The organism is Streptomyces sp. NBC_01431 (assembly GCF_036231355.1).
GTDB lineage: Bacteria > Actinomycetota > Actinomycetes > Streptomycetales > Streptomycetaceae > Streptomyces.
This window is the reverse complement of record NZ_CP109496.1, coordinates 3,997,741-4,022,307: the sequence shown is the minus strand read 5'-3', so window position 1 is coordinate 4,022,307 and position 24,567 is coordinate 3,997,741. Positions and strand designations below refer to the sequence as shown.

Here is a 24,567-nt window from a genome sequence, read left to right as displayed (position 1 = left end):
CGAAGCTCGCGGCATGGACCTCACTGCTGGAGCAACTGCTCCAGCACCACGGCGATCCCGTCGTCCTCGTTCGACGCGGTGATCTCGTGGGCCACGGCCTTCAGTTCGTCGTGGGCGTTGGCCATCGCTACGCCGTGCTCGGCCCAGCCGAACATCGGGATGTCGTTGGGCATGTCCCCGAACGCGATCGTGTCCCGCGCCTTGCAGCCGAGTCGGCGCGCGGCGAGGGAGAGGCCCGTCGCCTTGCTGAGCCCCAGCGGCAGCAGCTCCACGACGCCCGCGCCCGCCATGACCACGTCCACCAGGCTGCCGACCACCTGCCGCGCGATCTCCGCCAGCGCGTCGTCGTCGTACCCGGGGTGCTGGACGTACACCTTGTTCAGCGGGGCCGACCACAGCTCGGCGGGGTCCTCGACGTGCAGGACCGGCAGCGGCCCCTCCTGCACCCGGTAGCCGGGGCCGACCAGGACCTCGCCGTCGATGCCGTCGCGGCTCGCGGCGAGCGCCAGCGGGCCGATCTCCGCCTCGATCTTGGACAGGGCCAGTCCGGCGAGCTGGCGGTCCAGCGTCACCGACGTCAGCAGCCGGTGCTCGCCCGCGTGGTAGACCTGCGCGCCCTGCCCGCACACCGCGAGCCCCTCGTAGCCGAGGTCGTCGAGGATGTGCCGGGTCCAGGGCACCGCCCGGCCGGTCACCACGATGTGCGCGGCGCCCGCCGCGGTCGCGGCGGCGAGCGCGTCGCGCGTGCGCTGCGAGACCGACTCGTCGGAGCGCAGCAGCGTCCCGTCCAGATCGGTCGCGATCAGCTTGTACGGGAACGGGCGCCCCACAGCGGTGCTCACTTGGAGATCGGCTCCAGGACCTCACGGCCGCCCAAGTAGGGGCGGAGCACGGCCGGGACCCGGACCGAACCGTCGGGCTGCTGGTGGTTCTCCAGGATCGCCACGATGGTGCGCGGGACCGCGCACAGCGTGCCGTTCAGCGTCGACAGCGGCTGGACCTTGCTCTTGCCGTCGGCGGTGTCGCGCATGCGGATCGACAGGCGCCGGGCCTGGAATCCGTCGCAGTTGGACGCCGAGGTCAGCTCGCGGTACTTGCCCTGGGTCGGGATCCACGCCTCGCAGTCGAACTTGCGTGAGGCGGAGGCGCCGAGGTCGCCGGTGGCGACGTCGATGACCTGGAAGGGCAGTTCAAGAGCGGTCAGCCACTGCTTCTCCCAGTCCAGGAGCCGCTTGTGCTCGCTCTCCGCCTCGTCCGGGTGGACGTAGGAGAACATCTCGACCTTGTCGAACTGGTGCACCCGGAAGATGCCCCGGGTGTCCTTGCCGTAGGTGCCGGCCTCACGGCGGAAGCACGGCGAGAAGCCGGCGTAGCGCAGCGGAAGCTTGTCGGCGTCGATGATCTCGTCCATGTGGTACGCCGCGAGCGGGACCTCGGAGGTGCCGACCAGGTAGTAGTCGTCCTTCTCCAGGTGGTACACGTTCTCGGCGGCCTGGCCGAGGAAGCCGGTGCCCTCCATGGCGCGCGGGCGGACCAGCGCGGGAGTGAGCATCGGGATGAAGCCGGCCTCGGTGGCCTGCGCGATCGCCGCGTTGACGAGGGCGAGCTCCAGGAGCGCGCCGACACCCGTCAGGTAGTAGAAGCGCGAGCCCGACACCTTGGCGCCGCGCTCGACGTCGATGGCGCCCAGCGCCTCGCCGAGCTCCAGGTGGTCCCTGGGCTCGAAGCCCTCGGCGCCGAAGTCGCGGATGGTGCCGTGCGTCTCCAGGATGACGAAGTCCTCCTCGCCGCCGACCGGGACGTCCGAGTGGACGATGTTGCCGAGCTTCAGGAGCAGGTGCTTGGCCTGCTCGTCGGCCTCGTTCTGCGCGGCCTCGGCGGCCTTGACGTCCGTCTTGAGCTGCTCGGCCCGCTTCAGGAGCTCGGCGCGCTCGTCCGGCGTGGCCTTGGGGATGAGCTTGCCGAGCGACTTCTGCTCGGAGCGCAGCTCGTCGAAGCGGAGGCCCGAGGACCTGCGCAGCTCGTCGGCGGAGAGCAGGGCGTCGACGAGGGCGACGTCCTCTCCACGGGCGCGCTGGGAGGCGCGAACACGGTCGGGGTCCTCACGGAGCAGGCGAAGGTCAATCACCCCTCCAGGCTACCGGTGCGGACTCCCCGCCCCCCACCCGATATCCCCGGTGCGCCTCACCCGCGTGACGCTTTGTCCCAATTGACCGAATTAGGGAATCTGGCAATGAAATTCCCGGGCGCGCGTCAAGGAAATCGATGCCATTCCCCGGAAAGGGGCGCTTTATGGACGTCGGTTGACCGACTGCCCTGCCGCGCCCGGGACTTGTCCACAGAGGCGCGCGTCCGGGAAAACTTATCCACAGGCTGTGCGGGAGATCTGTGGACTGCGGAAGAGATCGTTCCGAAAGCCGCATGCGGGCGTCAGGTTTCCCCTCTCAAACCCGTTCCACACACTCATTCGGGTGGGAATTACTCGCTCTAAAGAGTTGATCAATGGAATTGAGGTGACAGGAGGGGCCCTGCTGCCCTGTGGACTGTTCTGTCGTCACTACAGGGATTTGTCGACTGTGTCCGGTTGTGTTGTCGACTTACCCACAGGTCGAGAAGCAAGCCTGTGGATAAGTTTGTGGACAACGAAAATCAGCAGGTAGGACCGCCTGACCCGGCACAGCCCTACGGCCTGCCGTCCTGACAGCGCGCCAGCCACTCCGCCGCCTCCACGAACTCCACGTCCGAGATTCCGGCCCGCAGCGCCCGTACGTCGTCGAGCGTCACCTCCGCCCGCGGATACGAGCCGAGGAAGCGCACCTCCGGGCAGATCCGCCGCAGCCCCATCAGCGCCTCGCCCACCCGGCGCTCCGCGACGTGGCCCTCGGCGTCGATGGCGAAGCAGTAGTTGCCGATGCCCTGACCGGTCGGCCGGGACTGGAGCAGCATCAGGTTGACCCCGCGCACCGCGAACTCCTGGAGCAGTTCGAGCAGGGCACCGGGATGGTCCTCGCGCTGCCAGATGACCACCGAGGTCTTGTCCGCGCCGGTCGGCGCCGCGGGCCGGGCGGGGCGGCCGACGAGCACGAACCGGGTCTGCGCGTTGACCGCGTCGTGGATGTCGGTGATCAGCGGCTCAAGGCCGTACGTCGCGGCCGCGAACTCACCCGCGAACGCGGCGTCGTACCGCCCTTCCTGGACCAGGCGGGCGCCGTCGGCATTGGAGGCGGACGACTCCCACAGCGCCTCCGGAAGGTTCGCCTTCAGCCAGTTGCGCACCTGCGGCTGGGCCGCCGGGTGCGCGGTGACCGTTTTGATGTCCGCAAGCGTGGTCCCCGGGCGGACGAGCAGCGCGAACTTGATGGAGAGCAGAACCTCGCGGTAGATCATCAGCGGCTCGCCCGAGACCAGCTCGTCGAGGGTGGTCGTGATGCCGCCCTCCACCGAGTTCTCGATGGGGACGAGGGCGGCGGCCGCCTCTCCGTGGCGCACCGCGTCCAAGGCGGCCGACACGGACACCATCGGGACCAGTTCGCGGGTCGCGGCCTCGGGGAGCGTGCGCAGGGCGGCCTCGGTGAACGTGCCCTCGGGACCCAGATAGGTGTATCGCGTGGCGGACATGCACGTCACACTAATGGCCCGAAGTCGCCCGCACCCAGCAGTCGCCACGACCGGCGGCCCGCCGCCGGCCCCGGGTCAGGACTCCAGGAGCCGCTGGCCCACGTACTCGCCCGGCTTCGGCCCGCCCGGCACCGCGAACAGCCCGCTCGCCTCGTGCCGCAGGAACGCCGACAGAGCGTCGCCCCGGTCGAGCTTGCGCTGCACCGGCACGAAGCCCTTGAGTGGGTCGGCCTGCCAGCAGACGAAGAGCAGGCCGGCGTCCGGCGTGCCGTCCGCCGCGATGCCGTCGTGGTAGGAGAACGCGCGCCGCAGCATGGCCGCGCCGCCGTTCTGCTCGGGAGCCGCGATCCGTGCGTGGGCGTTCTCCGGAATGACCAGCTTGCCGTCCGGACCGAACTTGTCGAGCTGCATCTTGGTCGTCTCGGTGCCCCCGGAAAGAGGGGAGCCGTCCGACTTCTTGCGGCCGATCACCTTCTCCTGCTCGGGCAGCGGCAGCTTCTCCCAGGTGTTCAGGAGCATCCGGATCCGGCGGACGACCGCATACGAGCCGCCCGCCATCCACGCGGGCTGCGCGGTGTCCGGCACGAAGATCCGCTGCTCGAAGTCGGCGTCCGAGGGCTTGGGATTGCCGGTTCCGTCGATCTGGCCCATCAGATTGCGGGCGGTCATCGGCTTCTTGGTGGCGCCCGGGGCGCGGTTGAAGCCGTTCATCTGCCAGCGCACCTTCGCCGCCGACCCCGCGTCCTGCTGGATCGCGCGCAGGGCGTGGAAGGCGACCAGCGCGTCGTCCGCACCGATCTGCACCCACAGGTCGCCGCCCGAGCGCTGCGGGTCGAGCTGGTCGGAGGAGAAGTCGGGCAGCGGGTCGAGCTGGACCGGACGCCGGTCGGTCAGCTGCGTACGGTCGAAGAAGCTGTGCCCGAAGCCGAAGGTGACGGAGAGCGAACAGGGGCCCGCGTCCAGGGCGACGCCCGTGTCCGTGCCGCCCGCCGGCTCGCCCGCCATCAGGGACTTGGCCGTCGCCGACCAGCGCCGCAGCAGGGCGGCCGCCTCCTTGCGGCCGGCGCCCGGGGCGAGATCGAAGGCGATCAGATGCCCGCCGGCCTGAAGCGGAGTGGTGATCCCCGCTTGATGTTTCCCGTGAAACATCACCTCGGTGGCGCCGACGGTCGTGAGCGCCGTCCCCGAGTCCGGAGCTTCCACGGCCGCATAGGCCGCCGCACCGCCCGCCGCTCCCAACGCCACGCCGGCCACGCCCGCGGCACCGACGGTGCCGAGCAGCTTGCGCCGGGAGATGTCGAGGGAGGGGCCGGAGGTGATGGCAGGGCCGGAGTTCTTGCTCTCGCTCATGTCAGTTCTACTCAGCCGATCTTGACGTTCTTGTCCACGGTGGTCTCGTCGATGTCGGAGGTCCGTACGGTCACCGAGATCCGCCAGTCGCCCGCCATCGGGATCTGGACGCCGCTCGCGCTCCAGTGTCCGGCGGTGACGCGGTCCGGCACGACGGGCAGCGGGCCGACGGACTTCGCGGCCAAGGTGAAGGAGACCTTCACCTCGGGGGCGTCCTTGGGCTTGCCCGAGGGGTCCTCCAGCCAGACGTGCAGCTCGTTGGCGCCGGTGCGGCCCGGGTCGAGGGTGAGCTTGGCGGTGCCCTTGCCGTTCGGGCCGCCGGTGTCGAACGGCAGCCGGATGTCGACCGGCCGGTCCGCGACGGCGACCTCGGAGCCGGCCTTCGCCCGGTCTACGGCTTCCTGGGTGCGGCCGGGCTCCGTCGTGGTCAGCACCGTCGTCACGGCAAGCAGCACCACCGCGATGCCGGCCTCCGCCAGGACCGTGCGGCGCAGCCCGGTGCGCTCCGGGTCGGCGTCCCGGATCCGCTTCTCGCGGGCGGTGCTCATCGCGGCTTGCTGGCGCGCGAGTTGAGCGGCCCGCTTGGAGTCGTTGCCGTCGTCGGGGACGGTGACGGGCGTCGGCTCGCTCGCCCGCTGCTCCACGATCGCGGCGGCCTCAGCCTCCGGCGCGGTGTACTCCGACAGGCGCGCGGTCCAGCGCCGCGAGAGGGAAGCGGTCCCCACCAGCACGGCGACCAGGCCGACCTTGACCAGGAGCAGCTGACCGTAGCTGGTGTCGACCAGCGCCGACCATGTGCCGACCTGCCGCCAGGACTGGTAGAGCCCGGTCGCGGCGAGCACGGCCACGCTGCAGAGCGCGATGCTCGAGAACCGCAGCACGGCCGCGCGCTCGATGCCCGGGGTCCGGTAGAGCACGACCAGGAGGGTGGCGAGCCCGCCGAGCCAGGTCGCGACGGCCAGCAGGTGCAGTACGTCCACGGGCATGGCGACGCCCGGCTGAAGACCGGTCGAGGCGTGCTCGGACAGCGCCCAGGTCGCGGCGAGTCCGGCGGCCACGACGGCTCCGCCGATGGAGAGTCCGAAGGTGAGGTCCTTCTTCTCGGCCTCGTCGTCACGCTTGGCGTACGCCCCGAACAGCACGGAGACGAACAGGGCGGAGGCGCCGAGCAGCAGCAGCCGGGAGATGAGGGCCGCGCCGGGCTTGGTCTCCAGGACGGCCCTCAGCCCGTTCAGGTCGAAGACGTCGGAGAGTTTCCCGGAACCCGTGTAGGGGGTGCGGAGCAGCAGCATGGCGAGGGTGGCCGCGGTCATGGTGAGCCAGCCGCCGACGACGACCCGCTGCACGGGGCGCACGGACGCCCCCCGCCGCCAGCAGGCGAGGACGAAGGCGGCGCCGCCGGCGAGCAGCACGAACCCGCCGTAGGCCGCGTACCGCGTGATGCCGTACAGGACGCCGACGAGGCCGCCGCCCACCTGCTGGGTGGGGACGACGGCGCTGGTCGCGGAGGGGGCGCCGATGGAGAACGTGAAGGCACCGGACACCGGGTGGCTGTCGGCGGAGATCGCCTGCCAGGCCACCGTGTAGGTGCCGTTGGGGATGCCGGTGCGCAGCCGGACGCCGTATTTGACGATGTCGCCGCTGCACAGGTTGACGAGTTCGGCGGTGTCGGAACGCTTGCCCGCCGGGTCCAGGACCCGGATGGAGTTGGCGTCCAGGGCGACGCCCTCGGAGAAGGTGAGGGCGACCTGGGCGGGTGCGGTGGCGACCACCGCCCCCTCCTTCGGGTCGCTGCCGGTGAGCGCGGCGTGCGCGGACGCGGGTACCGCGCCTGCGAACAGCGCGCCGAGCAGCGCAACCGTGACGAGCAGCAGCCGGGTCAGGGGGCGGCTGCTCGCGATGGTTCCGAGGCGTGGGGCGGTGGCCGTCATGTCAGTCCCTCAAGTCCCTCTGGGTGCCTCAGTGGTGCTTCGGGTTGTACGTGGCTTCCTTCACGGGAAGGTCGACCTTGACCGGGTCGGCCTTCTCGAAGTGCAGCTCGATGGTGACCTTCCCGCCCTGCTTCGGCTTCTGCTTGAGACCCATGAACATGATGTGGCTGCCGCCGCGTTCGAGGTCCAGCTCGCCGCCCGCGGGGATGTCGAAGGAGGCCACCTCCTGCATCTTCTGGTTCTTCGTCTCGTGGATCGTGACGTTGTCGGACAGGTCGCTGGTGACCTTGGTGAGCTTGTCGGCGGTCTTGCCGTCGTTCTTGACGGTGAGGAAGCCGCCGGCCATGTCACTGGTCGGCATCGGCATGAACGCGTCGCTGACCGTGAGCTTCGGCTTGGCGTCGGCGCTGGAGGAGCAGCCCGCCAGGGCGAGGCCCGCGGACAGGGCTATGGCGGCGGCGACGGTCGTGCGGACGGTGTGGGTGGTGCGGCGGTTCACGGGTTCTCCCCCTTGATGATCTTCGGCAGGTCCTTGGTGTAGTCGGCCACGGTCGCGTCCTCTCCGTAGAGGACGTATCCCTGGTCCGTCTTGGGGGAGAAGGCGATGACCTGGGCCCCGTGCATCGAGACGACCTTGCCGTCCTTGTCCTTGGTGGCCGGGTCGATGCCGATGCCCAGCTGCCGGGCGCCGGCCTGGATGGTGGCGAAGTCGCCGGTCAGGCCGATGAAGGACGGGTCCTGGCCCTTGAGCCATTTGCCGAGCGAGGCGGGGGTGTCCCGCTCGGGGTCGGTGGTCACGAAGACCACCTGGAGCTTGTCCTGGTCGGCCTTGGACAGCGCCTTCTTGGCGACGGCGATGTTGCCCATGGTCAGCGGGCAGACGTCCGGGCAGTTGGTGTAGCCGAAGTAGATGAGCGTCGGCTTGCCCTTGGTCTCGGCGCGGAAGTCGAACTTCTTGCCGTTGGTGTCCGTCAGGACGAAGTCAGGCTTGGTGAACGGCCGGTCGAGCAGCGTCGCGGCCTGGGTCTTCGCCGAGGCGGAGACATCGGCGACGGGGCTCTTGGAGCCGCTGTCACCGCTGCTGCCGCAGGCGGTCAGGGTGAGCGCCGCTGCCGCCGCGAGAGCGGCGGCAGTCAGCGCGGTCTTGGTGCGCATGAGGAGATTTTCCGGTCTTTTCCGGTCGAGGAGTGGAGGGCGGGTCACGCGGAGCGGCGGCGTCCGGCGAACACGCCGAAGGCCACTCCGGCGATGCCGACGAGGATGCCGACGATGCCGAGGACGCGGGCGGTGGTGTCGGTGTCCGACGAGGACGCGGCCGAGGCGCCCGTCTGCTTGGCCGAGGTGTTCGTGGCGGCGGGCGCCGCCGCGTCGTCGTCACCGCCGGGGGCGGCAGCGGCGGTGAGCTGGAGGGCGGGGGCTGGGTTCGCGGGCTCCGGCGCGCCCTTCTTCGACTCCTCGATCCAGCGGACGACCTCGTTGTTGTCGTACGTCTGGAGGGCCTTGAAGACGAGCTGGTCGGTGTCGGTGGGCAGGGTGCCGATGGAGAGCGGGAACTTCTGGAACTGACCCGCCTCGATGGTTCCGCCGCTCCAGGTCACCTTGGTGACGGCCTCGTTGATCTGCTTGCCGTGGACGGTCAGCGGCTTGGCGAGCTTGGACTTGGTGACCTCGATGTTCCAGCCCGGCACCGGCTGCGGCATCACGGACGCCAGCGGGTGGTCGGCGGGGAAGGAGACCTCAAGCTTCACGGTTTTGGCGTTGTCGCGCTCGTTGGGGACCTTGAAGTCGACGACGGCGTACCCGCCCTTGGCGGGTACGCCCTCCGGCTGCACGGTGACGTGCGCGAAGGCCGTCCCCGAGAGCAGCAGGACGGAGGCGGCGGCGACGGAACCGACGACGGCGATACGGGTGCGCGAACGGGCAACGTTCATGGCGAAGACACTCCAGTCAGCAGGAAGGTGTGGACGGTCCACCGCGCCAAAGGTGCGCGGGGACCCGCGACACCACTCCTGCGGTACGTGTGGGGAGTGGGCCGCGTTCAGGCTGCGAGGGCGTACGCCGCGGGCGGCCCGCGCCTGATCACCGAGTGCTGAAGTTCCGCCCCGGCCAGGGGGAGGGGGGCCAACTGGTGTGAACGGGGGGCGCGTGAGCCCTGACGGCCCGCGGCCATGAGCCCGGCGCACAGGGAGCGTACGAGCCTCAGGGCGCGCCGCAGGGAGCGTACGGAAGCGGCTTCGGCGGCGGCTGTGACGGACTCGGCGGCCAGGCGGACCATCCGGAACAGGGCGGCCTCACCGCGCCGCAGCAGCCACCCGGTGGCGAGCGCGGCGAGCAGGTGGCACAGGAGCATCGGCAGCGAGGGCAGCAGCGAGGCGGCCAGTGACACCGAGTGCGCCGAGGCCGGGCCGCTGCCTGCGGTGCCCGACATCATGTCGGCCATCCCGCCCATGCCGCTCATGCCCGCGTGGCCGCCGCTGACCCGGGCCGGGTCGATGCCCGCGTCGGTCACGATCCGCTGGGCCTGCGCCGCGGTGAGCGGGGTCGATCCGGCGCCGCAGAGGAGTTTGCCGGCGAACCGCACCAGAGGGAGGTCGCCGGTGGATCCGTCGCCGGAGGCGGCCGCCGTGTGCTGGCCGACGCCGAAGAGCATGTGCAGGCCGAGCTGTCCGGCCGCGAGCGCGGCCACGATCGGCGGCAGCGAGCGTTCCCGTCCGGCGAGCGGTGCGACGACGGCCAGGACCCCGAGGAACCCGGCGAGCAGTGTCCACCAGGGGACCGTCGCGCAGGCGGCCATGACGTGCCCCATCGCGGACAGCACGACGCAGACCGCGGCGAACACCGCGGCCCTGAGCAGCCGGAGACCGGCGCCTGCTGGGGCGTGGGGAGAAGACATGGCGGGGCCATCATCGCACTGCGCTTACCTGCCCCATACGGCAGGTCCGGAAGGTCGCCTTTGGTACTGGTAGGGGCGTTCCGGCGAAACGGACCGGAAGGTTCCGAGGTGCTTTACACCGGCGTGAGGGGCGCGTACATCCGCCGAATGGGCGCCATCACGTCAAGAGGGCGCTTACGGGCGGGAACTTGCGGCAATACTGCGCCCGTAGAGAGAAGGGCTTTGTCGAGCCGCAGCCAGGAGGCTGGAACATGAGCATCTGGTGGTCTCTCCACTTGCGGCGCGAGGCTGCGAGCGTTCCGCTCGCCCGCCGTCTTCTGCTCGGCGCCATGGAGACCGCGGGGGTCGACCCGGACATCTCCTACGACCTCTCGGTCGCGCTCAGCGAAGCCTGCGCGAACGCGGTCGAGCACGGCGGGGACGCGGTCTCCGGGAGCGCGTCGGGGGCGTACCGGGTGACCGCCTACCTCGACGGCGAGAAGTGCCGCATCGAGGTCGCCGACTCGGGACCGGGCTTCCCCGCCCGCCGCGCCCACCGCAACGCCGTCCCGGCCAGAACCGGCTGGCTGCCCGAACACGGCAGGGGCCTCGGCCTGATCGAACAGCTCGCCGACCACGTGCACTTCAGGAACCGGCCGGGCCGGGGCGCGGTGGTCAGTTTCGACAAGATCCTCAAATGGCGAGAGGGCGCGCTGCTCAAGGTGTCCTGAGCGGCGCGCCCCCGATGCCGCGAGCGGGGTGGGTCAGGCCTGCTTGACCCGGGCCATCCACGCCTCGACCTCGTCGGCGCTGCGCGGCAGCGCGGCCGACAGGTTCTCGTTGCCGTCCTCGGTGACCAGGATGTCGTCCTCGATCCGGACGCCGATGCCGCGGTACTCCTCGGGCACCGTCAGGTCGTCGGCCTGGAAGTACAGACCGGGCTCGACGGTGAGGCACATGCCCGGCGTCAGGTCGCCGCCGACGTAGGTGTCGGTGCGCGCGGAGGCGCAGTCGTGGACGTCCATGCCGAGCATGTGGCCGGTGCCGTGCAGCGTCCAGCGGCGCTGGAGGCCGAGGTCCAGGACCTTCTCCACGTCCAGGTCGCCGAGCAGACCCCAGGCGACGAGCTTCTCGGCGAGCACCCGCTGGGCGGCGTCGTGGAAGTCGCGGAAGGCCGCGCCGGGCTTCACCGCGGCGATGCCCGCCTCCTGCGCCTCGTACACCGCGTCGTAGATCTTGCGCTGGAGCGGCGAGAAGGTGCCGTTGATCGGCAGGGTGCGGGTGATGTCGGCGGTGTAGAGCTCGGTGGTCTCCACACCGGCGTCCAGCAGGAGCAGCTCGCCGGAGCGGACCGCACCGTTGTTGCGCACCCAGTGCAGGGTGGTGGCGTGCGGGCCCGCGGCGCAGATCGAGCCGTAGCCGATGTCGTTGCCCTCGACGCGGGCGCGCAGGAAGAAGGTGCCCTCGATGTAGCGCTCGCTGGTCGCCTCGGCCTTGTCGAGCACCTTGACGACGTCCTCGAAGCCGCGCGCGGTCGAGTCGCACGCCTTACGCAGCTCCGCGATTTCAAACGCGTCCTTCACCAGGCGCGCCTCCGAGAGGTACACGCGCAGCTCTTCGTCGCGCTCGGCGGTGACCTTGTCGGTCAGCGCGGCCTCGATCGAGGCGTCGTGGCCGCGCACGACGCGGACCGGGCCGGTGGCCTCCGTGAGGGCGGCGGCCAGCTCGCGGACGTCCTTGGCGGGGATGCCCAGGAGCCGCTCGGCCTCGCTCAGCGAGTGGCGGCGGCCGACCCACAGCTCACCCTGGCCGGACAGCCAGAATTCGCCGTTCTCGCGGTTTGAACGCGGAAGCAGGTAGAGCGTGGCCTCGTGACCGTCGCCCTTGGGCTCCAGAACGAGCACGCCGTCCTCGGTCTGGTCGCCGGTGAGGTACGCGTACTCGGTGGCCGCGCGGAAGCTGTACTCGGTGTCGTTCGAGCGGGTCTTCAGGTTGCCCGCGGGGATCACCAGGCGCTCGCCGGGGAAGCGCTTGGACAGGGCGGCGCGGCGGTCGGCGGTGCGGCCGGCCTGGGCGATCGGCTCCAGGTCGCGCAGCTCGGTGTCCGCCCAGCCCGACTTCATGTTCTCGGCCAGCTCGTCGGAGACGCCCGGGTACAGGCCGTTCTTGCGCTGCTTGATCGGCTTCTCGTCAGTCTCGTCCGGGCCCGCTGCGCCAGCAGCAAGATTCGATTCCGCCGGGGTGAGCTGGTCGGCCACGGTCTGCCTCCACTAGGTACGACATCGGAGTCCCCCGAGGCCGTCAGGGCCAGGGGGGCCTTCACCATCGTACGGGCGTACGGAAGGGGGTCCAGGGCCTTAGTGCCTGTTACCCGGGCTAGCCGAAGCGGGCCGCGAGAATCACCACGTCCTCGGCGCTGTCCGCCCCGTCGAGGCCGTCGGGCAGCACGGTCGTCAGGACGTGATCGACCACCGCGTCCGGATCGTCCCGGACCGCCTTGGGGACGCTCGCGGCGGCCGCGTGCAGCCGGGCGAAGGCCCGGTCCATGGGCTCGCCGGTGCGGTGAAGCAGCCCGTCCGTGTACAGCAGCACCGTTTCTCCAGGCTCCGTGGTGAGTTCCACGCTCGGCGCCTCCCAGCAGGAGAGCATGCCGAGCGGCGCCGAGAGCGAGGTCTCCACGAACTCGGTGCGCCGGTCGCCGACGATCAACGGCGGGGCGTGTCCGGCCCCCGCGAGGACGATCTTGCGCAGGGCGGGCTCGCAGTAGGCGAACAGCGCGGTGGCCGAGCGGGCGGGCTCGGTCAGCCGGAGCAGCAGTTCGAGGTCGGAGAGCACGGCGACCGGATCCTCGCCCTCCATGACGGCGTACGCCCTCAGGCTGGCGCGCAGCCGGCCCATCGCCGCGACCGCGCTCGGCCCGGAACCGGTGACCGACCCGACGGCGAGGCCGAGGGCGCCCTCGGGCAGCGGCAGCGCGTCGTACCAGTCACCGCCGCCGCGCGGCCCGGTGCGGCGGCGGGCGGCCAGCCGGACCCGGGCGACCCGGGGCAGCCGGCTGGGCAGCAGTTCCTCGGCGACGGTCGCCAACTGCGTGCGAGCCCGCTCCAGTTCGACGAGGCGGCCCAGGTGCTCGGCCGCGTACCGGATGTAGAGCCCGGCGAGGTACCGCCGGCGCTCGACGGGTTCGGCGCTCTCGTCGTAGAACCAGACGGCCGCGCCGAGCCGTCCCGCGCCGTCGGTGCACAGGGGGAGCGCATAGCTGGCGGCGTAGCCGAGGCGGGTGGCGACCTCGCGGTGGCGCGGGTCGAGGCCACCGTCGTCCGCCATGAGGTCGCAGCCGCCGTCCGCGTCCGGCAGCCCGTCCAGGATCCGGCCGTACGCGGTGGCGCTGCGCGGCACGGTCTCGATGTGGCCGAGGTCGGCGTGGGCGAGCCCGAGCCCGGTGGTGCTGGCAGGGCCGAGGCCGTCGGCGGGTTCGAGCACGACCAGGCCGCGCCGGGCGCCGACCAGGGCGGCGCCCGCCCTCAGGAGTTCGTTCAGGGCGTCGTCAAGAACGGTGGTGCGGGTGAGGCGCTCGGTGAGTTCGTGCAGCGTGGTGAGGTCGGAGACCCAGCCGGCGAGCCGGTCCTGGAGCACCGCACCGGGCGGGGTGTGGGCGGCTGGTGAGGGCAGAGGCGCATGAGTGTGCGCGGGCGGCGGAACGGCTGGATCGATTCCAGCCACTTTCGGCAGGTGAGGGGCGCTCATGGCAGCCGGCTTTCCGACTGGTCGATTTTGCTCAATAGCATCGCAAACCCCCATGTCATTCTGCGCCGCTATCAATGCATCCACATGTACACGCACAAGTGAGGGGATGTCCAGCATTGTCATAGCGGGACTATTGGTGTCCGTGGGACGCGCAACTTGGCCGGAAAATGCCCCCGGTGGACCAGTCCTGGGGTCGACTGAGGCCGTTCAACTGTGCGTCGTTTCAAGCGCGTTGGGTACGTAATCGGTGTGGTCCTGGGCAGTTGAAGACGCCCCGGAACCGTGCGGTCGGTCTTGACGTCTTAAGGGCCGACCGGCCGCGCCTCACCCCCGAGTGGCGGGGTTTTTGCACACAGGACGGCAAGCGCCATGCACGCGCCACCCTTCGCCATGCTTTAAATGGTTACAGGCAGTGGCCGTCGCGACCAGAGGTCCCCGCCCACGTTCGGTCCTGGCGGGTTCCCGTACCGCAGGCTCACAGAGCGAGTACGCGCAGAGAAGTGATGCACACACGGTGTGATGTGGACTCGGCGTTCAACGGAAAGGAACGAGCGCTCATGCGCGAGATCCTCGGAAGGCGACGCAGGTTCCGGTTCTGGCGCAGTGAAAGGGCTGCTCAGCTCGGCGCCGCGCTGACCTGTGCGACCCGATGGAAATGGCCTGTGCTCCCCGGCGTGGGACTGGCCGCGGGCGGCCGCGGCTGTGCCTGTCCTGATGCGGAATGTGTGGTGCCCGGGGCGCACCCCTTCGACCCCCCGCTGCTCGCGGCCACCACCGACGAGCGGATGATCCGCTGGTGGTGGGCGAACCGGCCGACCGCGCCGGTCATGCTCGCCACCGGCGCCGGCGCGCCCTGCGCGATCAGCCTCCCGGCCGTCGCCGGAGCACGGGCGCTCGCCGCGCTCGACTCCATGGGCGTGCGGCTCGGCCCGGTCGTGGCGACCCCCACCCGGTGGTCGCTCCTGGTGGCTCCGTACTCGATGGAGCGCCTGGGCGAACTGCTCTACTCCAAGGACTGGGTGCCCAGTTCGCTCCGCTTCCACAGCGAGGGCGGGTACCTGGTGCTCCCTCCGTCGCTGACCGGCAAGGGCCAGGTCCGCTGGGAGCGGGCGCCGCTGCCCGGCTCGGCGGCGCCATGGCTGCCGGACGTGGAGGCGGTGGTGGACGCGCTGGTCGAGGCGAGCACCAGCGCACCGGACGGCGGCAGCCGACTGGCGTACTGAGAGGGGCGGCCCGGGGGTGAGCGGACCCGGGCATACCCAATGAGCGAGAAGGCGGTTCGGTTTCCGAGCCGCCTTCACTCTTTCGGGTGTGAGCAAGCCCTGGTTGTACGGGAATTGGCCGAGCGGGCCGCAAAGCGCCCGGTTTCCGTGGATACCTTCGGCCCACCATCAGGAATCCAGAGCAGGTGGGTCCCCCCATGAATCTCCAGCACCTCCGCATGGCCGGGCTCGCCGCAGTCGTGGTGTGCACCGCACTACTGCCGTTGGCCGCGTCCGCCGGGCCCGCCGGAGGGCCCGAGAGGGAGGGTGCGGCGGATGACGCAAAAACCCCCCTCGGACACACCGCGGTGCGGGCGAACAAGCCACGGGGCCCGGTGCCCGATGACGCGGCCGCGCAGTGCGGCCCCGAACTCGTCTCCCCCGAAGGAGTCGAGGCGCAGACCTGCGTGCTGGACCGGGGGCGCGACACCTGGGCGCGTACCTACTACCGCAACGCCACTGGCGAGGAGCTGCACTCCGTGCTCACGCTGATGGGGCCGGACGGGCAGACCCTGGAGACGAACTGCCTGGTGGCCGCGGACGACCAGCCGAAATCCTGTGAAACCCCGCATCAGAATGTTTCGCGGCGCCCGGCGGGAGCGGGGGCGTATTCGGCGGTGTCGGAGTTCTCGGGGGCGGCGGAGGACTCACCGCTGCTGCTGCGTTCGGGTAGCAACTCCGCGCAGCCTTCGGCCCGTTGACCGGACCGGCAATGGAAGGGCCCGATCGCTGGCGACGGGGGATGCACCAGCGACCGGGCTCTTGGAAACCGTAACAAGAGATCGGTCGTTCGCAAATTCGATCTCGGTAATTCGGACACCGATTTACCTGCGAGTACGGGCAGTTGTGACAGGAGTCACCTGTCGGTCGACCGAAACTCCAGCGGTCGTCACTCTCAGCTGAGGGTCACTTGACGGTTGGTGAGGCCGCCCCTGGCCCGGCGCTCCTCCGGCGTGAGCGGCGCGTCACTCGCCAGCGCCCCGGCAAGCCGCTCGGCGAACTCGGCGGCCGGCTTCTCGCACTCCTCGGCCCCCATGCCGACCGGCAGGTCCCACACCGGCACGGTCAGACCGTGCGCCCGGAAGGAGCCCACCAGCCGGGTGCCCTCGCCGAGCGAGGACGTCCCCGCCGCGTGCAGCCGCGCCAGCGCGTCGAGCAGCTTCTCCTCGGGGTGCGGCATGACCCACCGCAGGTGGTTCTTCTCGGGCGTCTCGCACCAGTACGAGGAGTCGACCGACGTCAGCCGTACGGTCGGGATCGCGGCGGCGTTGGCGCGCTCCAGCGAGGCGGAGACCTCGGGGGCGGCGCTCTCGGCGTCCGGCACCCAGAACTCGAACCCGGCGTGCACCTCAGGCTCGAACGGGCCGTTCGGGTCGAGCAGGTCCTGGAGCCGTACGCCGTCGGCCTCGGCGCGCTGGGCGGCGACCGGCGAGCCGGGCTCGGCGACAAGGGCGCGCTTCAGCGTGTCGGCGAGGTCGCGGCTGATGTCGCCGGAGGGGGTGTCGTTCTGCAGGCCGATCAGGACTGACCCGTCCTCGCGGCGCAGCGCGGGCCACGCCATCGGCAGCACGGTCGCCAGCGTCACGGAGGGCACGCCGTCGGGCAGCCCGTCCTTGAGCGTCAGCGGTACGGTCGCGGCCGGGACCAGCTCGCGCAGCGCGACCCAGTCGCACTCGCCGGGCAGCCCCTCGAAGGGGCGCTGGACCAGCTCGGTCACGGCGTGCGAGGCAGCCCGCCCGTGACAGGCCTTGTAACGGCGGCCGGAGCCGCAGGGACAGGGCTCGCGGGCCCCGACGACCGGGATCTCCCCGTCGCTGATCTGCGGCTTGACGGCCTTCGCCTGGGGACGCTTCTTGGCCATGGTGTGGCTCTCCCGACTGCGGTGGTGCGGTGTCGCTGTGTCGGCCGCGAGCCTAGCCGCCCCGGAGCCATCCAGGCCGCCGCAGCGGGGTGTTGGGCGCGCTGCCCGCCATCGGCCGCGCCCGGCCCGGAGCGCTGGCCGGGGTTGGTGCGCCCGGCCCCTGGGCGTTGCCCAACGCCGACGGTCCCGGCCTCCCGAGCCCGACCGGCGGTCGGCGGGTGTGGCCCCCAGTGCTGCCCGATGACGAGGGCCCGGCTCCCGAGCACGGCCCGGGAACGGTCGGTGTGTCCCCGGGGGTCGTGCGCGCGGCGCCTTCCGGCCCGTACGTGCTGCTCAGTCCAGGTCGTCGAACACGTCCGCGTACTCCAGTCCCGGTGCTGCTCCCGGGGCCGCAACGCGCGTAGCGAAATCGTCGTGGCGGTGCCCCGCGATGAGAATCACCCACACCGTCACCTCGCCGGACGCGCTGTCCCGCACACCCCAGTCCTGGGCCAGGGCACTGATGATGTTGAGCCCGCGGCCACCGCGCGCGGTGACCGAAGGCGTCGCGGGGACGGGCCGTGTCGGGCCGCCTCCGTCGGTCACCTCGACGGTCAGCCGCCCTGCCTTGTCGAGTCGCCAAGCCGCCTTGATGTCGCCGTCGCCTATGTCCGACCGCCCCAGCGGCCTGCCGTGCCGGCAGGCGTTGCTGAGCAGTTCGGACAGAACCAGAACGGCATCGTCCACGACCGGTTCGGACACCCCGCTGCCGAGCAACTGCTCACGCATCCGGTGCCTCGCCTTGCCCACGCCCGCAGGGCCATGGGGTACGGCCATGCTCGACGACGTGGGCACCTCCTGTGCCACCACCAACGCCACCCCCGAGACCTCCTTCGCCCCACGCCACGGTGTGGATGCCCCAATGGACTGGACCGGAAACCGGCCAACCGTCGGCAGGCGACGCATTTGTCACGATCGAATGCGGAGCGAACGCGCCGGTGCACTCCCTGTAATGGCCTTTACATACGGCCCAGTTGGGATAGAACCTGTTTCGGGCGATTGGTGATGATTGCCTCCACTCCGAGGCTTACGCACAGATCGACGTCCTCGGGTTCGTTCACCGTCCAGACGTGGACGCGGTGCCCCGCGCTGTGGAGGCGCTCGACGTAGGCGGGGTGGTTGCGCACGATCCGCATCCCCGGACCCGCGATCCGCGCCCCGGCCGGCAGCCGCCCGTCGCGCAGCCGCGGCGACAGGAACTGCATCAGATAGACGGTCGGGATGTCGGGCGCCGCCGCGGCCACCCGGTGCAGGGAGCGAGCGGAGAAACTCATGATGCGGACCGGGGAGGTTTCACCGGCCGGCGGCGGCTCAGTGAGGCCGAACCTCTTGAGGAGGTGCAGCAGACGCTCCTCCACCTGCCCGGCCCACCGGGTGGGGTGCTTGGTCTCGATGGCCAGCTCGACCCGGCGCCCGGCATCGGCGACGAGTTCGAGCAGCCGCTCCAGGGTCAGCACGGAGGTGAACTCGCGGTCCCCCCAGTCAGGGCTCTCCTCGCTGTCCTTCCAGGAGCCGAAGTCGAGCGCGGCGAGCGCGGACAGCTCCAGGGTGGACACCGCGCCACGGCCGTTGGAGGTGCGGTTGACACGCCGGTCGTGCACGCAGACGAGGTGGCCGTCGGCGGTGAGCCGGACATCGCACTCCAGGGCGTCGGCCCCGTCCTCGATCGCCTTCACGTACGCGGCGAGAGTGTGCTCGGGGGCGTCCTCGGAGGCTCCGCGGTGGGCCACCACCTGGATGCGGTCGCTGTCTGGGGTGTGCGGGCTGTGCTGCCGTGCTTGGGTCACCGCGTCATCGTGCCACCGCCGGGTCACAGGCCGGTGCGCCAGGGCGCGTCCGGCGCATCCGGGCGCCCCCGTTCGAGGGCGCTCTTCGGGTGCGGCGCCCGGGGCGGGATCCGCCGGGCGCGCCCCAATACACAGCTCCTGCTTACAGTGGCCTGACGTGCGGTGGTAAAAGCTGAGCGGAGTCATCCGCACAGTGCGGGGTCCGATGTCGGACCCCCGGCGCACCATTGTTGTTGCCGAGGCCCCGCGCCGACGCCCGACAGCAACGCCGAGCACCACCCGCACGACGCCCGCCAGACCATCCGTCCCCCAGACCGAGTGGAAACCGAGGAGAGCAAGCTGTGAGCACCGAGAACGAGGGCACCGCGGTCCCGGCCGTCCCGCCTGCCCCGTCGTCTGCACCTGCTGCACCTCCCGCCCCTGCCGCAGCCCCCGGCACCACGGCCCCCGCCGCGCCTTCGGACGCGCCGCCCGCCGCGCCCCGAGAGGCCGACAGCACCCTCGTCCACGAAGCGGTGCCGCAGCCGGCCGCGTCGGCCCACGAGCCCGGCGCGCAGCCCGGCCAGGACCCGGCCACCGCCCCGCTGCCTCCCACCCCGGCCGCGTCGGCGCAGCACGACCCGCAGGCGTACGCGGCGCACGAGCCGGCGCCCCCGCAGCAGGGCGGCGCCGGCTGGCCGCCGCCCCCGCCCGTGCTCCCCTCCTACGGCGGCGGTGGCGAGGGCAACGGCGGCGACCCGTGGGGCGCCCCGCAGTCCCCCGCTCCGCGCAAGCGCGGCGGCGGCCTGGTCGCCGCGGTGGTCGCGGCCGCGCTGGTGGCCGGCGGCATCGGCGGAGCCATCGGCTACTTCGCCGCGGACCGGGACAACAGCGGCTCGGGTTCCACCACGGTGGCGTCCTCCGACACCCCGAAGGACTTCAAGCGCGATCCGGGCACGGTGGCGGCCGTCGCGGCGAACTCGCTGCCCAGCGTCGTCACGATCGACGCCCAGGGCAACGACGGCGAGGGCGGCACCGGCACCGGCTTCATCTACGACAAGGAAGGCCACATCCTCACGAACAACCACGTGGTGGCCTCCGCGGCGAGCGGCGGCAAGCTGTCCGCGACGTTCTCCAACGGCAAGAAGTACGACGCCGAAGTGGTGGGCCGCGCGCAGGGCTACGACGTTGCCGTCATCAAGCTGAAGAACGCCCCTTCGAACCTCAAGCCGCTGGCCCTCGGCGACTCGGACAAGATCGCGGTCGGCGACTCGACGATCGCGATCGGCGCCCCCTTCGGCCTCTCCAACACCGTGACCACCGGCATCATCAGCGCCAAGAACCGCCCGGTGGCCTCCAGCGACGGCCAGAACTCCAAGGCCTCGTACATGAGCGCCCTACAGACCGACGCGTCCATCAATCCGGGCAACTCGGGCGGCCCGCTGATCAGTTCCACGGGCGCGGTCATCGGCATCAACTCCGCGATCCAGTCGGCGGGCACGGGCGGCGGCATGGGCCAGTCCCAGGCGGGCTCGATCGGCCTCGGCTTCGCCATCCCGATCAACCAGGCGAAGAACGTCGCGGAGCAGCTCATCAAGACCGGCCAGCCGGTCTACCCGGTGATCGGCGCCTCGGTGGGGATCCAGCAGAGCAGCGGCGCCGGCCTCCCCGGCGGTGGCGACGGCGCCCAGATCTCCCCCCAGGGCACCGCCAGCCAGCAACCGATCACCCCGGGCGGCCCGGCGGACAAGGCCGGTCTGAAGCCGGGCGACCTCATCACCAAGTTCGGCGACATGCCCATCGACAGCGGCCCGACGCTGATCAGCGAGATCTGGACGCACAAGCCGGGCGACCAGGTCCCGCTGACCTACAAGCGGAACGGCAAGGAGACCACGGTCACGATCACCCTGGGCGAACGCAGGGGCGACAGCAACTGACCCGTTGCCGGTAGGCTGTAGCCGCTTCCGCCGCTGGTCGGCGGGGCGTGGGTGGGTTGCCCGAGCGGCCTAAGGGAACGGTCTTGAAAACCGTCGTGGCGCGAGTCACCGTGGGTTCAAATCCCACACCCACCGCAGCAGGTCAGCGTATGCGCTGGTCACAAGGGGCGTCCTGATTCCGGGGCGCCCCTTTTCCGTGGGGTCTGGTTCGCCTTGATCCCCTTCGCGACGCCCCGGATCACCGTGTGCGCACCCGGCGTGAACCGGGCGAACCACCGGGAACCGCGCCGTCCTTTGGGCGCATCCCGCGCGTCGTGCATCGCGCCTGGCCCTCCCTTGCGGGACGTCCCAATCCGCAGGTTAGAGGGCCTGGGAGCAAGACGAGACGCTGAGACGCCGATCAAGGTTGCCACCGGCGAGCGCCACCCGGCACGGTGAAGCCGCACCTCGGAGGCCGTCTGGGCCGTGTCAGGGCCAGGGCGCCATCCAAGTACATCTGCTTCACCTACGGGGGGACACCCATGCGCAAGACGATCAAAATGCTCGTAGCGGGCGCTGCGGCAGTGGCAGCCGTTGTCGGTGTGGCCGGAACCGCTTCGGCGAACACCACCAATGCCTTGTCCCGCGGCGAGACCCTCTACGCCGGCGACTCGATCATCGGCACCACGGGCTCCAGCACCTGGTTCCAGCTGATCATGCAGTCGGACGGCAACCTGGTCGAGTACCGCTGGGACGGCGACCCGACCGAGGGAGCCCAGAGCCGCAAGGTGTGCTGGGCGTCGAACAGCAATGGGTCCGGCGCCAACCACGCGACGTATCAGGGAGACGGCAACTTCGTGGTCTACACCCCGGACGGTCACGCGGCGTGGGCGTCGGACTCCATGGGTGGAGCGGGCTCGACCGTCGACATCAACTCGCGCGGCTTCCTGTACGTCGGCTACAAGCAGCTGTCCTGGGGGTGCTGACCAACCTCCCGAGCTGACCGAGTAGTTGGTGCCGTCTCGCGGGCAAGCGAGGCGGCGCCAGCGTTTCAGCGTGGCCCGGCCGGCTGACCGGCGTCGGCGGATCCACTCAGGACCGCCCGCTTCAGCCCGTCATCGTCTCCGACTTGTCGAAGAACCTGATGATCCGGGGAAGTGCCTGCCGGACGGAATCGTTGTGGCTGTAGTCGCCGACATCGGTCAGCTTCTCGGCGGCGCCGTTGCGCGCCAACTGGTCCGCGCAGTACCCGGAGTGCGCGTTGTCGACGTCCTTGTCGCCGCTGGCGTAGAAGATGTCCACCGGCACGTCCGGCTTCCAGTCGCAGGTGTTGTCCGTCGGGCGCAGCTTGCGTTGCAGGACTCCGCTGGGCGCGCGGACCTTGTTCAGGAAGTCCTCGGTGAACAAGTCCTTGGCGGCAGGCGTCAGTTCGCGCGCGATCTGCTCAGTGGTGTGATAGCCGTCGAAGAGGCCCTCCACCTTCTGGTCGTAGGGGAAGCGGAAGGCCTCGCTGGGGGAGCTGTAGAGGCCGTACATCTTGTTCCAGGCGGTGGCGAAGTAGGCGAGGTAGAGGCCGGAGTTGTTGATCTTGTCGTTGGCCGCCGCGGCTTCGAAGACGGAGAGATGGAAGGGACCGCTGACCGGAGCGAGCGCGCCCAGCCGGAAGTAGCGGTCGGCGTCCTCCTGCTGAAGTGCGCGACCCACCATCATCGTCGCGGGACCGCCCTGCGAGAACCCGCTGACCTGCACCTTCCGGTCCAGCTCGCGTCCCTTTTGGTGGGCGATGGCGCGGGCCGCGCGCAGTCCGTCGACGGACGCCGACACCGTGGCCGCCGGGTCGCCGTACGGGTGGAAGCCCTCACCCGAGCCGAGGCCCACATAGTCGGGGGCCGAGACTGCCCGGCCGGTCGACGCGAAGAGCAGCGCCGCGAGCCGGTCGTCCGACTTCGGGTTCTCCGAGGCGACGTCCTTGCGGTACACGGTGGTGCCGTGCAGCCAGGAGACGGTGGGCAGGCGGTGTGCCTCGTTCTTGGGCAGGACGAGGAGCTGGCTGGCGGTGGTGGGGGCGCCCGCGCTGTCAGTGGTGCGGTAGGCGACCCGGTAGGCCGTCACCCCGTAGCGGACCTGCGACGAGTCGATCTTCCCCTGGAGCTGTCCCGTCACTTCTCCCGCCGTCAGGTCGGCCACCTGCTCCGACGAGACGATGGCGCCGGGCTGGGCCCGAGAGGGGCGGACGTCGGCCGCCGAGGCCGGAGTGATCGAGGTTAAGGCGCCGCCGAGGAGGGCCGCGCCGACGACAATTCGGATCTGCGTCAGCTGTGAAGTCATGGATGGATCTTGGCCGTTGAGGGTGCGGCCGGGACATGGGGTGGTCCCCCCAAGTAACGGTGGGGAAGCCCCCTCGGGTTCCCCTAGGTGCGGCGGGACCCGCCGCCCCACCCCGTACGCCCCGGCCCGTGCCCCCCGACCCCGTACGCCACACCCTTCACACGCCCACCTCCCCCGCGCCCTCACCGAGCTGCGCTCATCCTCGCCGCGGAGGCGATCGTCGCGCGGGCCTCGTGTTCGGTGAGGCCGGTCCGGATCGCGGCGGTCGTCAGTGCGGCGGCCAGTTCCTCGCCGATTCCGTTCTCGTACGCCCGGCACGCCGCCCAGAACAGCCGGGTGTTGCGCTGCCCCTCTTGGGCGGCCAGCACGAACTGAACCAGCCCCTGCCCCTGGTGGCCGGCGTACCGCTGGCCGTGCTGCGGGCGCGTGGGGGGCGTGAGGAGGTCGAGGAGTGCGCGGGGGCAGGGGGCCGGCTCCAGGTGGGCGGTGCCGGGCGCGAGCCGGTACACCCCCCGGCTGCTCAGCGAGCCGGGGCCGACCAGGTAGCCGCCGGAGCCCCGGATGTCGATGCCGGGGGCGAGGCGGCTCGCGGAATTCGGCACGACCGCGTCCGGGGGGCCGGTCAGCCAGATGTGGCGGCCCCCGCTCGGAGTGATCACCACCACCGTCTCCGGGATGGTGAACAGGTGGCCCAGGGCCAGGTGTTGGAGCGCCGCGGTGGAATCGGCCGCCGGTGGTTTGGTGTCCAGATCGATGCCTATGAGGTGGTGCGGGGGCCGGCCGCAGGCGATGCCGTAGCCCGTGGCCCAGGGTGCGGTGGCGAACAGCGCGCGCACCGCGGACGGGTCGGTGGTGGCGTCGTGCACCCCGTGGCCGGGGAGGCCGCACTCGCCCCGGCAGAGCACCGGCCGGGGGTCCGCACGGTGTGGCGAGGCGATCGCGGGGAGCTTGGTGCGCGACAGCGGGATGACGGGCAGCCCGCGCTCGGCGGCGGACAGGGCGTGGGCGAGGGCCAGGGTGGCGGCCTGCCGGTCGATGGTGGCCATGGCTCCATGTTCGTACGAATGTTCGAGAAAGGGAATCCCCTCCGGGAGGGCGGCCTCCGGGTGACCCCGCTGATCGCCTGGCGACCTGATCGGCCGGAAAGTCTGGCTGCTTCGGTGCCGAAACGGTTCTCCCCTTGGGGGCTGGCGGGTCCGGCCGCAAACCCGTCCCCCGGTCGCCGGTTGGGGGTGCATGGGAGGTTTATCGACATGTCATCACGCTTGCGGGCGAAAGGTGCCGACTTGGCGGGTTCGCCGGGGATTCGGTGGGCAATTCTGATCTCGCGACGTCGTCACAGCGTCCGAGGTGGTCGGCCAACTGCCTTGGAACAGGCCGTACTTACTGCCCGGCCCGAGCCGAACCATCAGCACCACAGACACGGGCAAGGCAGTACAAGCAGCACGTACATCTGGTTCCTGGAGGAATTGACATGGCAAGCATCCGTACCGCCCGCGTTCTCGCCGCCGTTGCCGCGCTGCCCCTCGCCGCCGCCCTCTGCTCGGGTGTGGCCATCGCCGACAACGGCTCGATCGCTGGCCACGGATCGAACGCGGCGGTCGCGACCGTCAGCGGCAGCGGGGTCGGACATGACAATCGGGGTAATTCGTCCACCACCCAGCAGCAGGCTGTCGGATCAGGCGCCACCAACCAGAGCAATACCGCCCAGGTGAACGGTTCCGCCTTCACATCGGTCAACCAGGGCAACGGAAACGTCGCCGTGAACTTCTCACGCCTCTGGTGAGCCTTCGCCCCGGCTGCGGGGCCGGTCAGTGGGGTGATCGGCGGCCCGGGTGGCGGTGCTTCGGCACTGCCACCCGGGCCGTACGCATGCG

General features: G+C 70.8%; 22 protein-coding genes and 1 tRNA gene. 7 read left to right on the top strand and 16 right to left on the bottom strand.

Translation table 11 applies throughout. The features are described 5' to 3' along the window. Positions 1 to 20: 20 nt before the first annotated feature. The 9 genes from OG522_RS18470 to OG522_RS18430 form a co-directional block, all read right to left on the bottom strand. The gene (locus OG522_RS18470) at positions 21 to 842 is read right to left on the bottom strand and encodes an HAD family hydrolase (protein ID WP_329464072.1); all 822 of its coding nucleotides are present in this window, start codon (positions 840 to 842) and stop codon (positions 21 to 23) included. Then, positions 839 to 2,128, bottom strand: coding sequence for a serine--tRNA ligase (gene serS, locus OG522_RS18465; RefSeq protein WP_329464071.1), 1,290 nt, complete (start codon positions 2,126 to 2,128; stop codon positions 839 to 841). The genes OG522_RS18470 and serS overlap by 4 nt, the downstream gene beginning before the upstream one ends. A gap of 554 nt (positions 2,129 to 2,682) precedes the next feature. Continuing rightward, entirely contained in the window at positions 2,683 to 3,618 is a 936-nt protein-coding gene (gene pheA, locus OG522_RS18460) for a prephenate dehydratase (protein WP_329464070.1), read from the bottom strand. Between the two features lie 75 nt (positions 3,619 to 3,693). Continuing rightward, complete coding sequence (gene efeB, locus OG522_RS18455) at positions 3,694 to 4,968, bottom strand: iron uptake transporter deferrochelatase/peroxidase subunit (RefSeq protein ID WP_329464069.1); 1,275 nt, start codon at positions 4,966 to 4,968, stop codon at positions 3,694 to 3,696. A gap of 11 nt (positions 4,969 to 4,979) precedes the next feature. Beyond that, on the bottom strand, positions 4,980 to 6,899 hold the full coding sequence (locus OG522_RS18450; RefSeq protein WP_329464068.1) for a copper resistance CopC/CopD family protein: 1,920 nt from the start codon (positions 6,897 to 6,899) through the stop codon (positions 4,980 to 4,982). Between the two features lie 28 nt (positions 6,900 to 6,927). After that, positions 6,928 to 7,398: a copper chaperone PCu(A)C gene (locus OG522_RS18445; RefSeq protein WP_329464067.1), complete on the bottom strand. Its 471-nt coding sequence runs from the start codon at positions 7,396 to 7,398 to the stop codon at positions 6,928 to 6,930. Next, positions 7,395 to 8,054: an SCO family protein gene (locus tag OG522_RS18440; protein WP_329464066.1), complete on the bottom strand. Its 660-nt coding sequence runs from the start codon at positions 8,052 to 8,054 to the stop codon at positions 7,395 to 7,397. The genes OG522_RS18445 and OG522_RS18440 overlap by 4 nt, the downstream gene beginning before the upstream one ends. A gap of 44 nt (positions 8,055 to 8,098) precedes the next feature. Beyond that, on the bottom strand, positions 8,099 to 8,830 hold the full coding sequence (locus OG522_RS18435; RefSeq protein WP_329464065.1) for a YcnI family copper-binding membrane protein: 732 nt from the start codon (positions 8,828 to 8,830) through the stop codon (positions 8,099 to 8,101). 107 nt (positions 8,831 to 8,937) lie between these two features. After that, positions 8,938 to 9,792, bottom strand: a complete 855-nt coding sequence (locus OG522_RS18430) for a hypothetical protein (protein WP_329464064.1) — start codon at positions 9,790 to 9,792, stop codon at positions 8,938 to 8,940. 251 nt (positions 9,793 to 10,043) lie between these two features. Between OG522_RS18430 and OG522_RS18425 the strand changes: the two genes are divergently transcribed. Beyond that, the gene (locus OG522_RS18425; protein ID WP_329464063.1) at positions 10,044 to 10,502 is read left to right on the top strand and encodes an ATP-binding protein; all 459 of its coding nucleotides are present in this window, start codon (positions 10,044 to 10,046) and stop codon (positions 10,500 to 10,502) included. A 33-nt stretch (positions 10,503 to 10,535) separates the two neighbouring features. Here the strand turns inward: OG522_RS18425 and OG522_RS18420 are convergent, their stop codons facing one another. After that, on the bottom strand, positions 10,536 to 12,029 hold the full coding sequence (locus OG522_RS18420; protein ID WP_329464062.1) for an aminopeptidase P family protein: 1,494 nt from the start codon (positions 12,027 to 12,029) through the stop codon (positions 10,536 to 10,538). Between the two features lie 118 nt (positions 12,030 to 12,147). After that, positions 12,148 to 13,635 carry a PP2C family protein-serine/threonine phosphatase gene (locus OG522_RS18415; RefSeq protein WP_329467641.1) on the bottom strand — a complete coding sequence of 496 codons (1,488 nt, stop codon included), beginning with the start codon at positions 13,633 to 13,635 and terminating at the stop codon, positions 12,148 to 12,150. 440 nt (positions 13,636 to 14,075) lie between these two features. On the opposite strand from OG522_RS18415, the gene OG522_RS18410 reads away from it, so the two are divergent. After that, positions 14,076 to 14,741, top strand: coding sequence for a bifunctional DNA primase/polymerase (locus OG522_RS18410; protein WP_329464061.1), 666 nt, complete (start codon positions 14,076 to 14,078; stop codon positions 14,739 to 14,741). A gap of 197 nt (positions 14,742 to 14,938) precedes the next feature. Further along, positions 14,939 to 15,481, top strand: coding sequence for a hypothetical protein (locus tag OG522_RS18405; RefSeq protein ID WP_329464059.1), 543 nt, complete (start codon positions 14,939 to 14,941; stop codon positions 15,479 to 15,481). Positions 15,482 to 15,675: 194 nt separating this feature from the next. Here the strand turns inward: OG522_RS18405 and OG522_RS18400 are convergent, their stop codons facing one another. From OG522_RS18400 to OG522_RS18390, 3 genes are all read right to left on the bottom strand, one after another. After that, complete coding sequence (locus OG522_RS18400) at positions 15,676 to 16,641, bottom strand: DUF5926 family protein (protein WP_329464058.1); 966 nt, start codon at positions 16,639 to 16,641, stop codon at positions 15,676 to 15,678. A gap of 333 nt (positions 16,642 to 16,974) precedes the next feature. After that, the gene (locus OG522_RS18395) at positions 16,975 to 17,586 is read right to left on the bottom strand and encodes an ATP-binding protein (RefSeq protein ID WP_329464057.1); all 612 of its coding nucleotides are present in this window, start codon (positions 17,584 to 17,586) and stop codon (positions 16,975 to 16,977) included. A 53-nt stretch (positions 17,587 to 17,639) separates the two neighbouring features. After that, entirely contained in the window at positions 17,640 to 18,467 is an 828-nt protein-coding gene (locus tag OG522_RS18390) for a glycerophosphodiester phosphodiesterase (protein ID WP_329464056.1), read from the bottom strand. Positions 18,468 to 18,808: 341 nt separating this feature from the next. Here OG522_RS18390 and OG522_RS18385 point away from each other — a divergent pair, with 341 nt between their 5' ends. The 3 genes from OG522_RS18385 (at position 18,809) to OG522_RS18375 (ending at position 21,348) form a co-directional block, all read left to right on the top strand. Beyond that, positions 18,809 to 20,383, top strand: a complete 1,575-nt coding sequence (locus OG522_RS18385) for a S1C family serine protease (protein ID WP_329464055.1) — start codon at positions 18,809 to 18,811, stop codon at positions 20,381 to 20,383. 50 nt (positions 20,384 to 20,433) lie between these two features. After that, positions 20,434 to 20,518: transfer RNA gene (locus tag OG522_RS18380), tRNA-Ser, on the top strand. A 386-nt stretch (positions 20,519 to 20,904) separates the two neighbouring features. After that, a complete protein-coding gene (locus OG522_RS18375) occupies positions 20,905 to 21,348 on the top strand; it encodes a hypothetical protein (RefSeq protein WP_329464054.1) in 444 nt (147 codons plus the stop codon). Positions 21,349 to 21,469: 121 nt separating this feature from the next. On the opposite strand, the gene OG522_RS18370 is transcribed toward OG522_RS18375, so the two are convergent. Both OG522_RS18370 and OG522_RS18365 read right to left on the bottom strand, forming a co-directional pair. Next, positions 21,470 to 22,690, bottom strand: coding sequence for a lipase family protein (locus tag OG522_RS18370; protein ID WP_329464052.1), 1,221 nt, complete (start codon positions 22,688 to 22,690; stop codon positions 21,470 to 21,472). Between the two features lie 182 nt (positions 22,691 to 22,872). After that, on the bottom strand, positions 22,873 to 23,736 hold the full coding sequence (locus OG522_RS18365; protein WP_329464051.1) for a bifunctional DNA primase/polymerase: 864 nt from the start codon (positions 23,734 to 23,736) through the stop codon (positions 22,873 to 22,875). 428 nt (positions 23,737 to 24,164) lie between these two features. Here OG522_RS18365 and OG522_RS18360 point away from each other — a divergent pair, with 428 nt between their 5' ends. Further along, the gene (locus tag OG522_RS18360; protein WP_329464050.1) at positions 24,165 to 24,476 is read left to right on the top strand and encodes a hypothetical protein; all 312 of its coding nucleotides are present in this window, start codon (positions 24,165 to 24,167) and stop codon (positions 24,474 to 24,476) included. Positions 24,477 to 24,567: the final 91 nt, after the last annotated feature.

What these genes read in the sequence shown, in the direction of transcription:
- pheA (WP_329464070.1), bottom strand. Translation starts at nt 3,618, where the DNA reads ATGTCCGCCACGCGATACACCTATCTGGGTCCCGAGGGCACGTTCACC.
- efeB (WP_329464069.1), bottom strand. Translation starts at nt 4,968, where the DNA reads ATGAGCGAGAGCAAGAACTCCGGCCCTGCCATCACCTCCGGCCCCTCC.
- OG522_RS18450 (WP_329464068.1), bottom strand. Translation starts at nt 6,899, where the DNA reads ATGACGGCCACCGCCCCACGCCTCGGAACCATCGCGAGCAGCCGCCCC.
- OG522_RS18440 (WP_329464066.1), bottom strand. Translation starts at nt 8,054, where the DNA reads ATGCGCACCAAGACCGCGCTGACTGCCGCCGCTCTCGCGGCGGCAGCG.
- OG522_RS18435 (WP_329464065.1), bottom strand. Translation starts at nt 8,830, where the DNA reads ATGAACGTTGCCCGTTCGCGCACCCGTATCGCCGTCGTCGGTTCCGTC.
- OG522_RS18430 (WP_329464064.1), bottom strand. Translation starts at nt 9,792, where the DNA reads ATGTCTTCTCCCCACGCCCCAGCAGGCGCCGGTCTCCGGCTGCTCAGG.
- OG522_RS18425 (WP_329464063.1), top strand. Translation starts at nt 10,044, where the DNA reads ATGAGCATCTGGTGGTCTCTCCACTTGCGGCGCGAGGCTGCGAGCGTT.
- OG522_RS18415 (WP_329467641.1), bottom strand. Translation starts at nt 13,635, where the DNA reads ATGCTGGACATCCCCTCACTTGTGCGTGTACATGTGGATGCATTGATA.
- OG522_RS18410 (WP_329464061.1), top strand. Translation starts at nt 14,076, where the DNA reads ATGCGCGAGATCCTCGGAAGGCGACGCAGGTTCCGGTTCTGGCGCAGT.
- OG522_RS18405 (WP_329464059.1), top strand. Translation starts at nt 14,939, where the DNA reads ATGAATCTCCAGCACCTCCGCATGGCCGGGCTCGCCGCAGTCGTGGTG.
- OG522_RS18400 (WP_329464058.1), bottom strand. Translation starts at nt 16,641, where the DNA reads ATGGCCAAGAAGCGTCCCCAGGCGAAGGCCGTCAAGCCGCAGATCAGC.
- OG522_RS18395 (WP_329464057.1), bottom strand. Translation starts at nt 17,586, where the DNA reads ATGCGTCGCCTGCCGACGGTTGGCCGGTTTCCGGTCCAGTCCATTGGG.
- OG522_RS18375 (WP_329464054.1), top strand. Translation starts at nt 20,905, where the DNA reads ATGCGCAAGACGATCAAAATGCTCGTAGCGGGCGCTGCGGCAGTGGCA.
- OG522_RS18370 (WP_329464052.1), bottom strand. Translation starts at nt 22,690, where the DNA reads ATGACTTCACAGCTGACGCAGATCCGAATTGTCGTCGGCGCGGCCCTC.
- OG522_RS18365 (WP_329464051.1), bottom strand. Translation starts at nt 23,736, where the DNA reads ATGGCCACCATCGACCGGCAGGCCGCCACCCTGGCCCTCGCCCACGCC.
- OG522_RS18360 (WP_329464050.1), top strand. Translation starts at nt 24,165, where the DNA reads ATGGCAAGCATCCGTACCGCCCGCGTTCTCGCCGCCGTTGCCGCGCTG.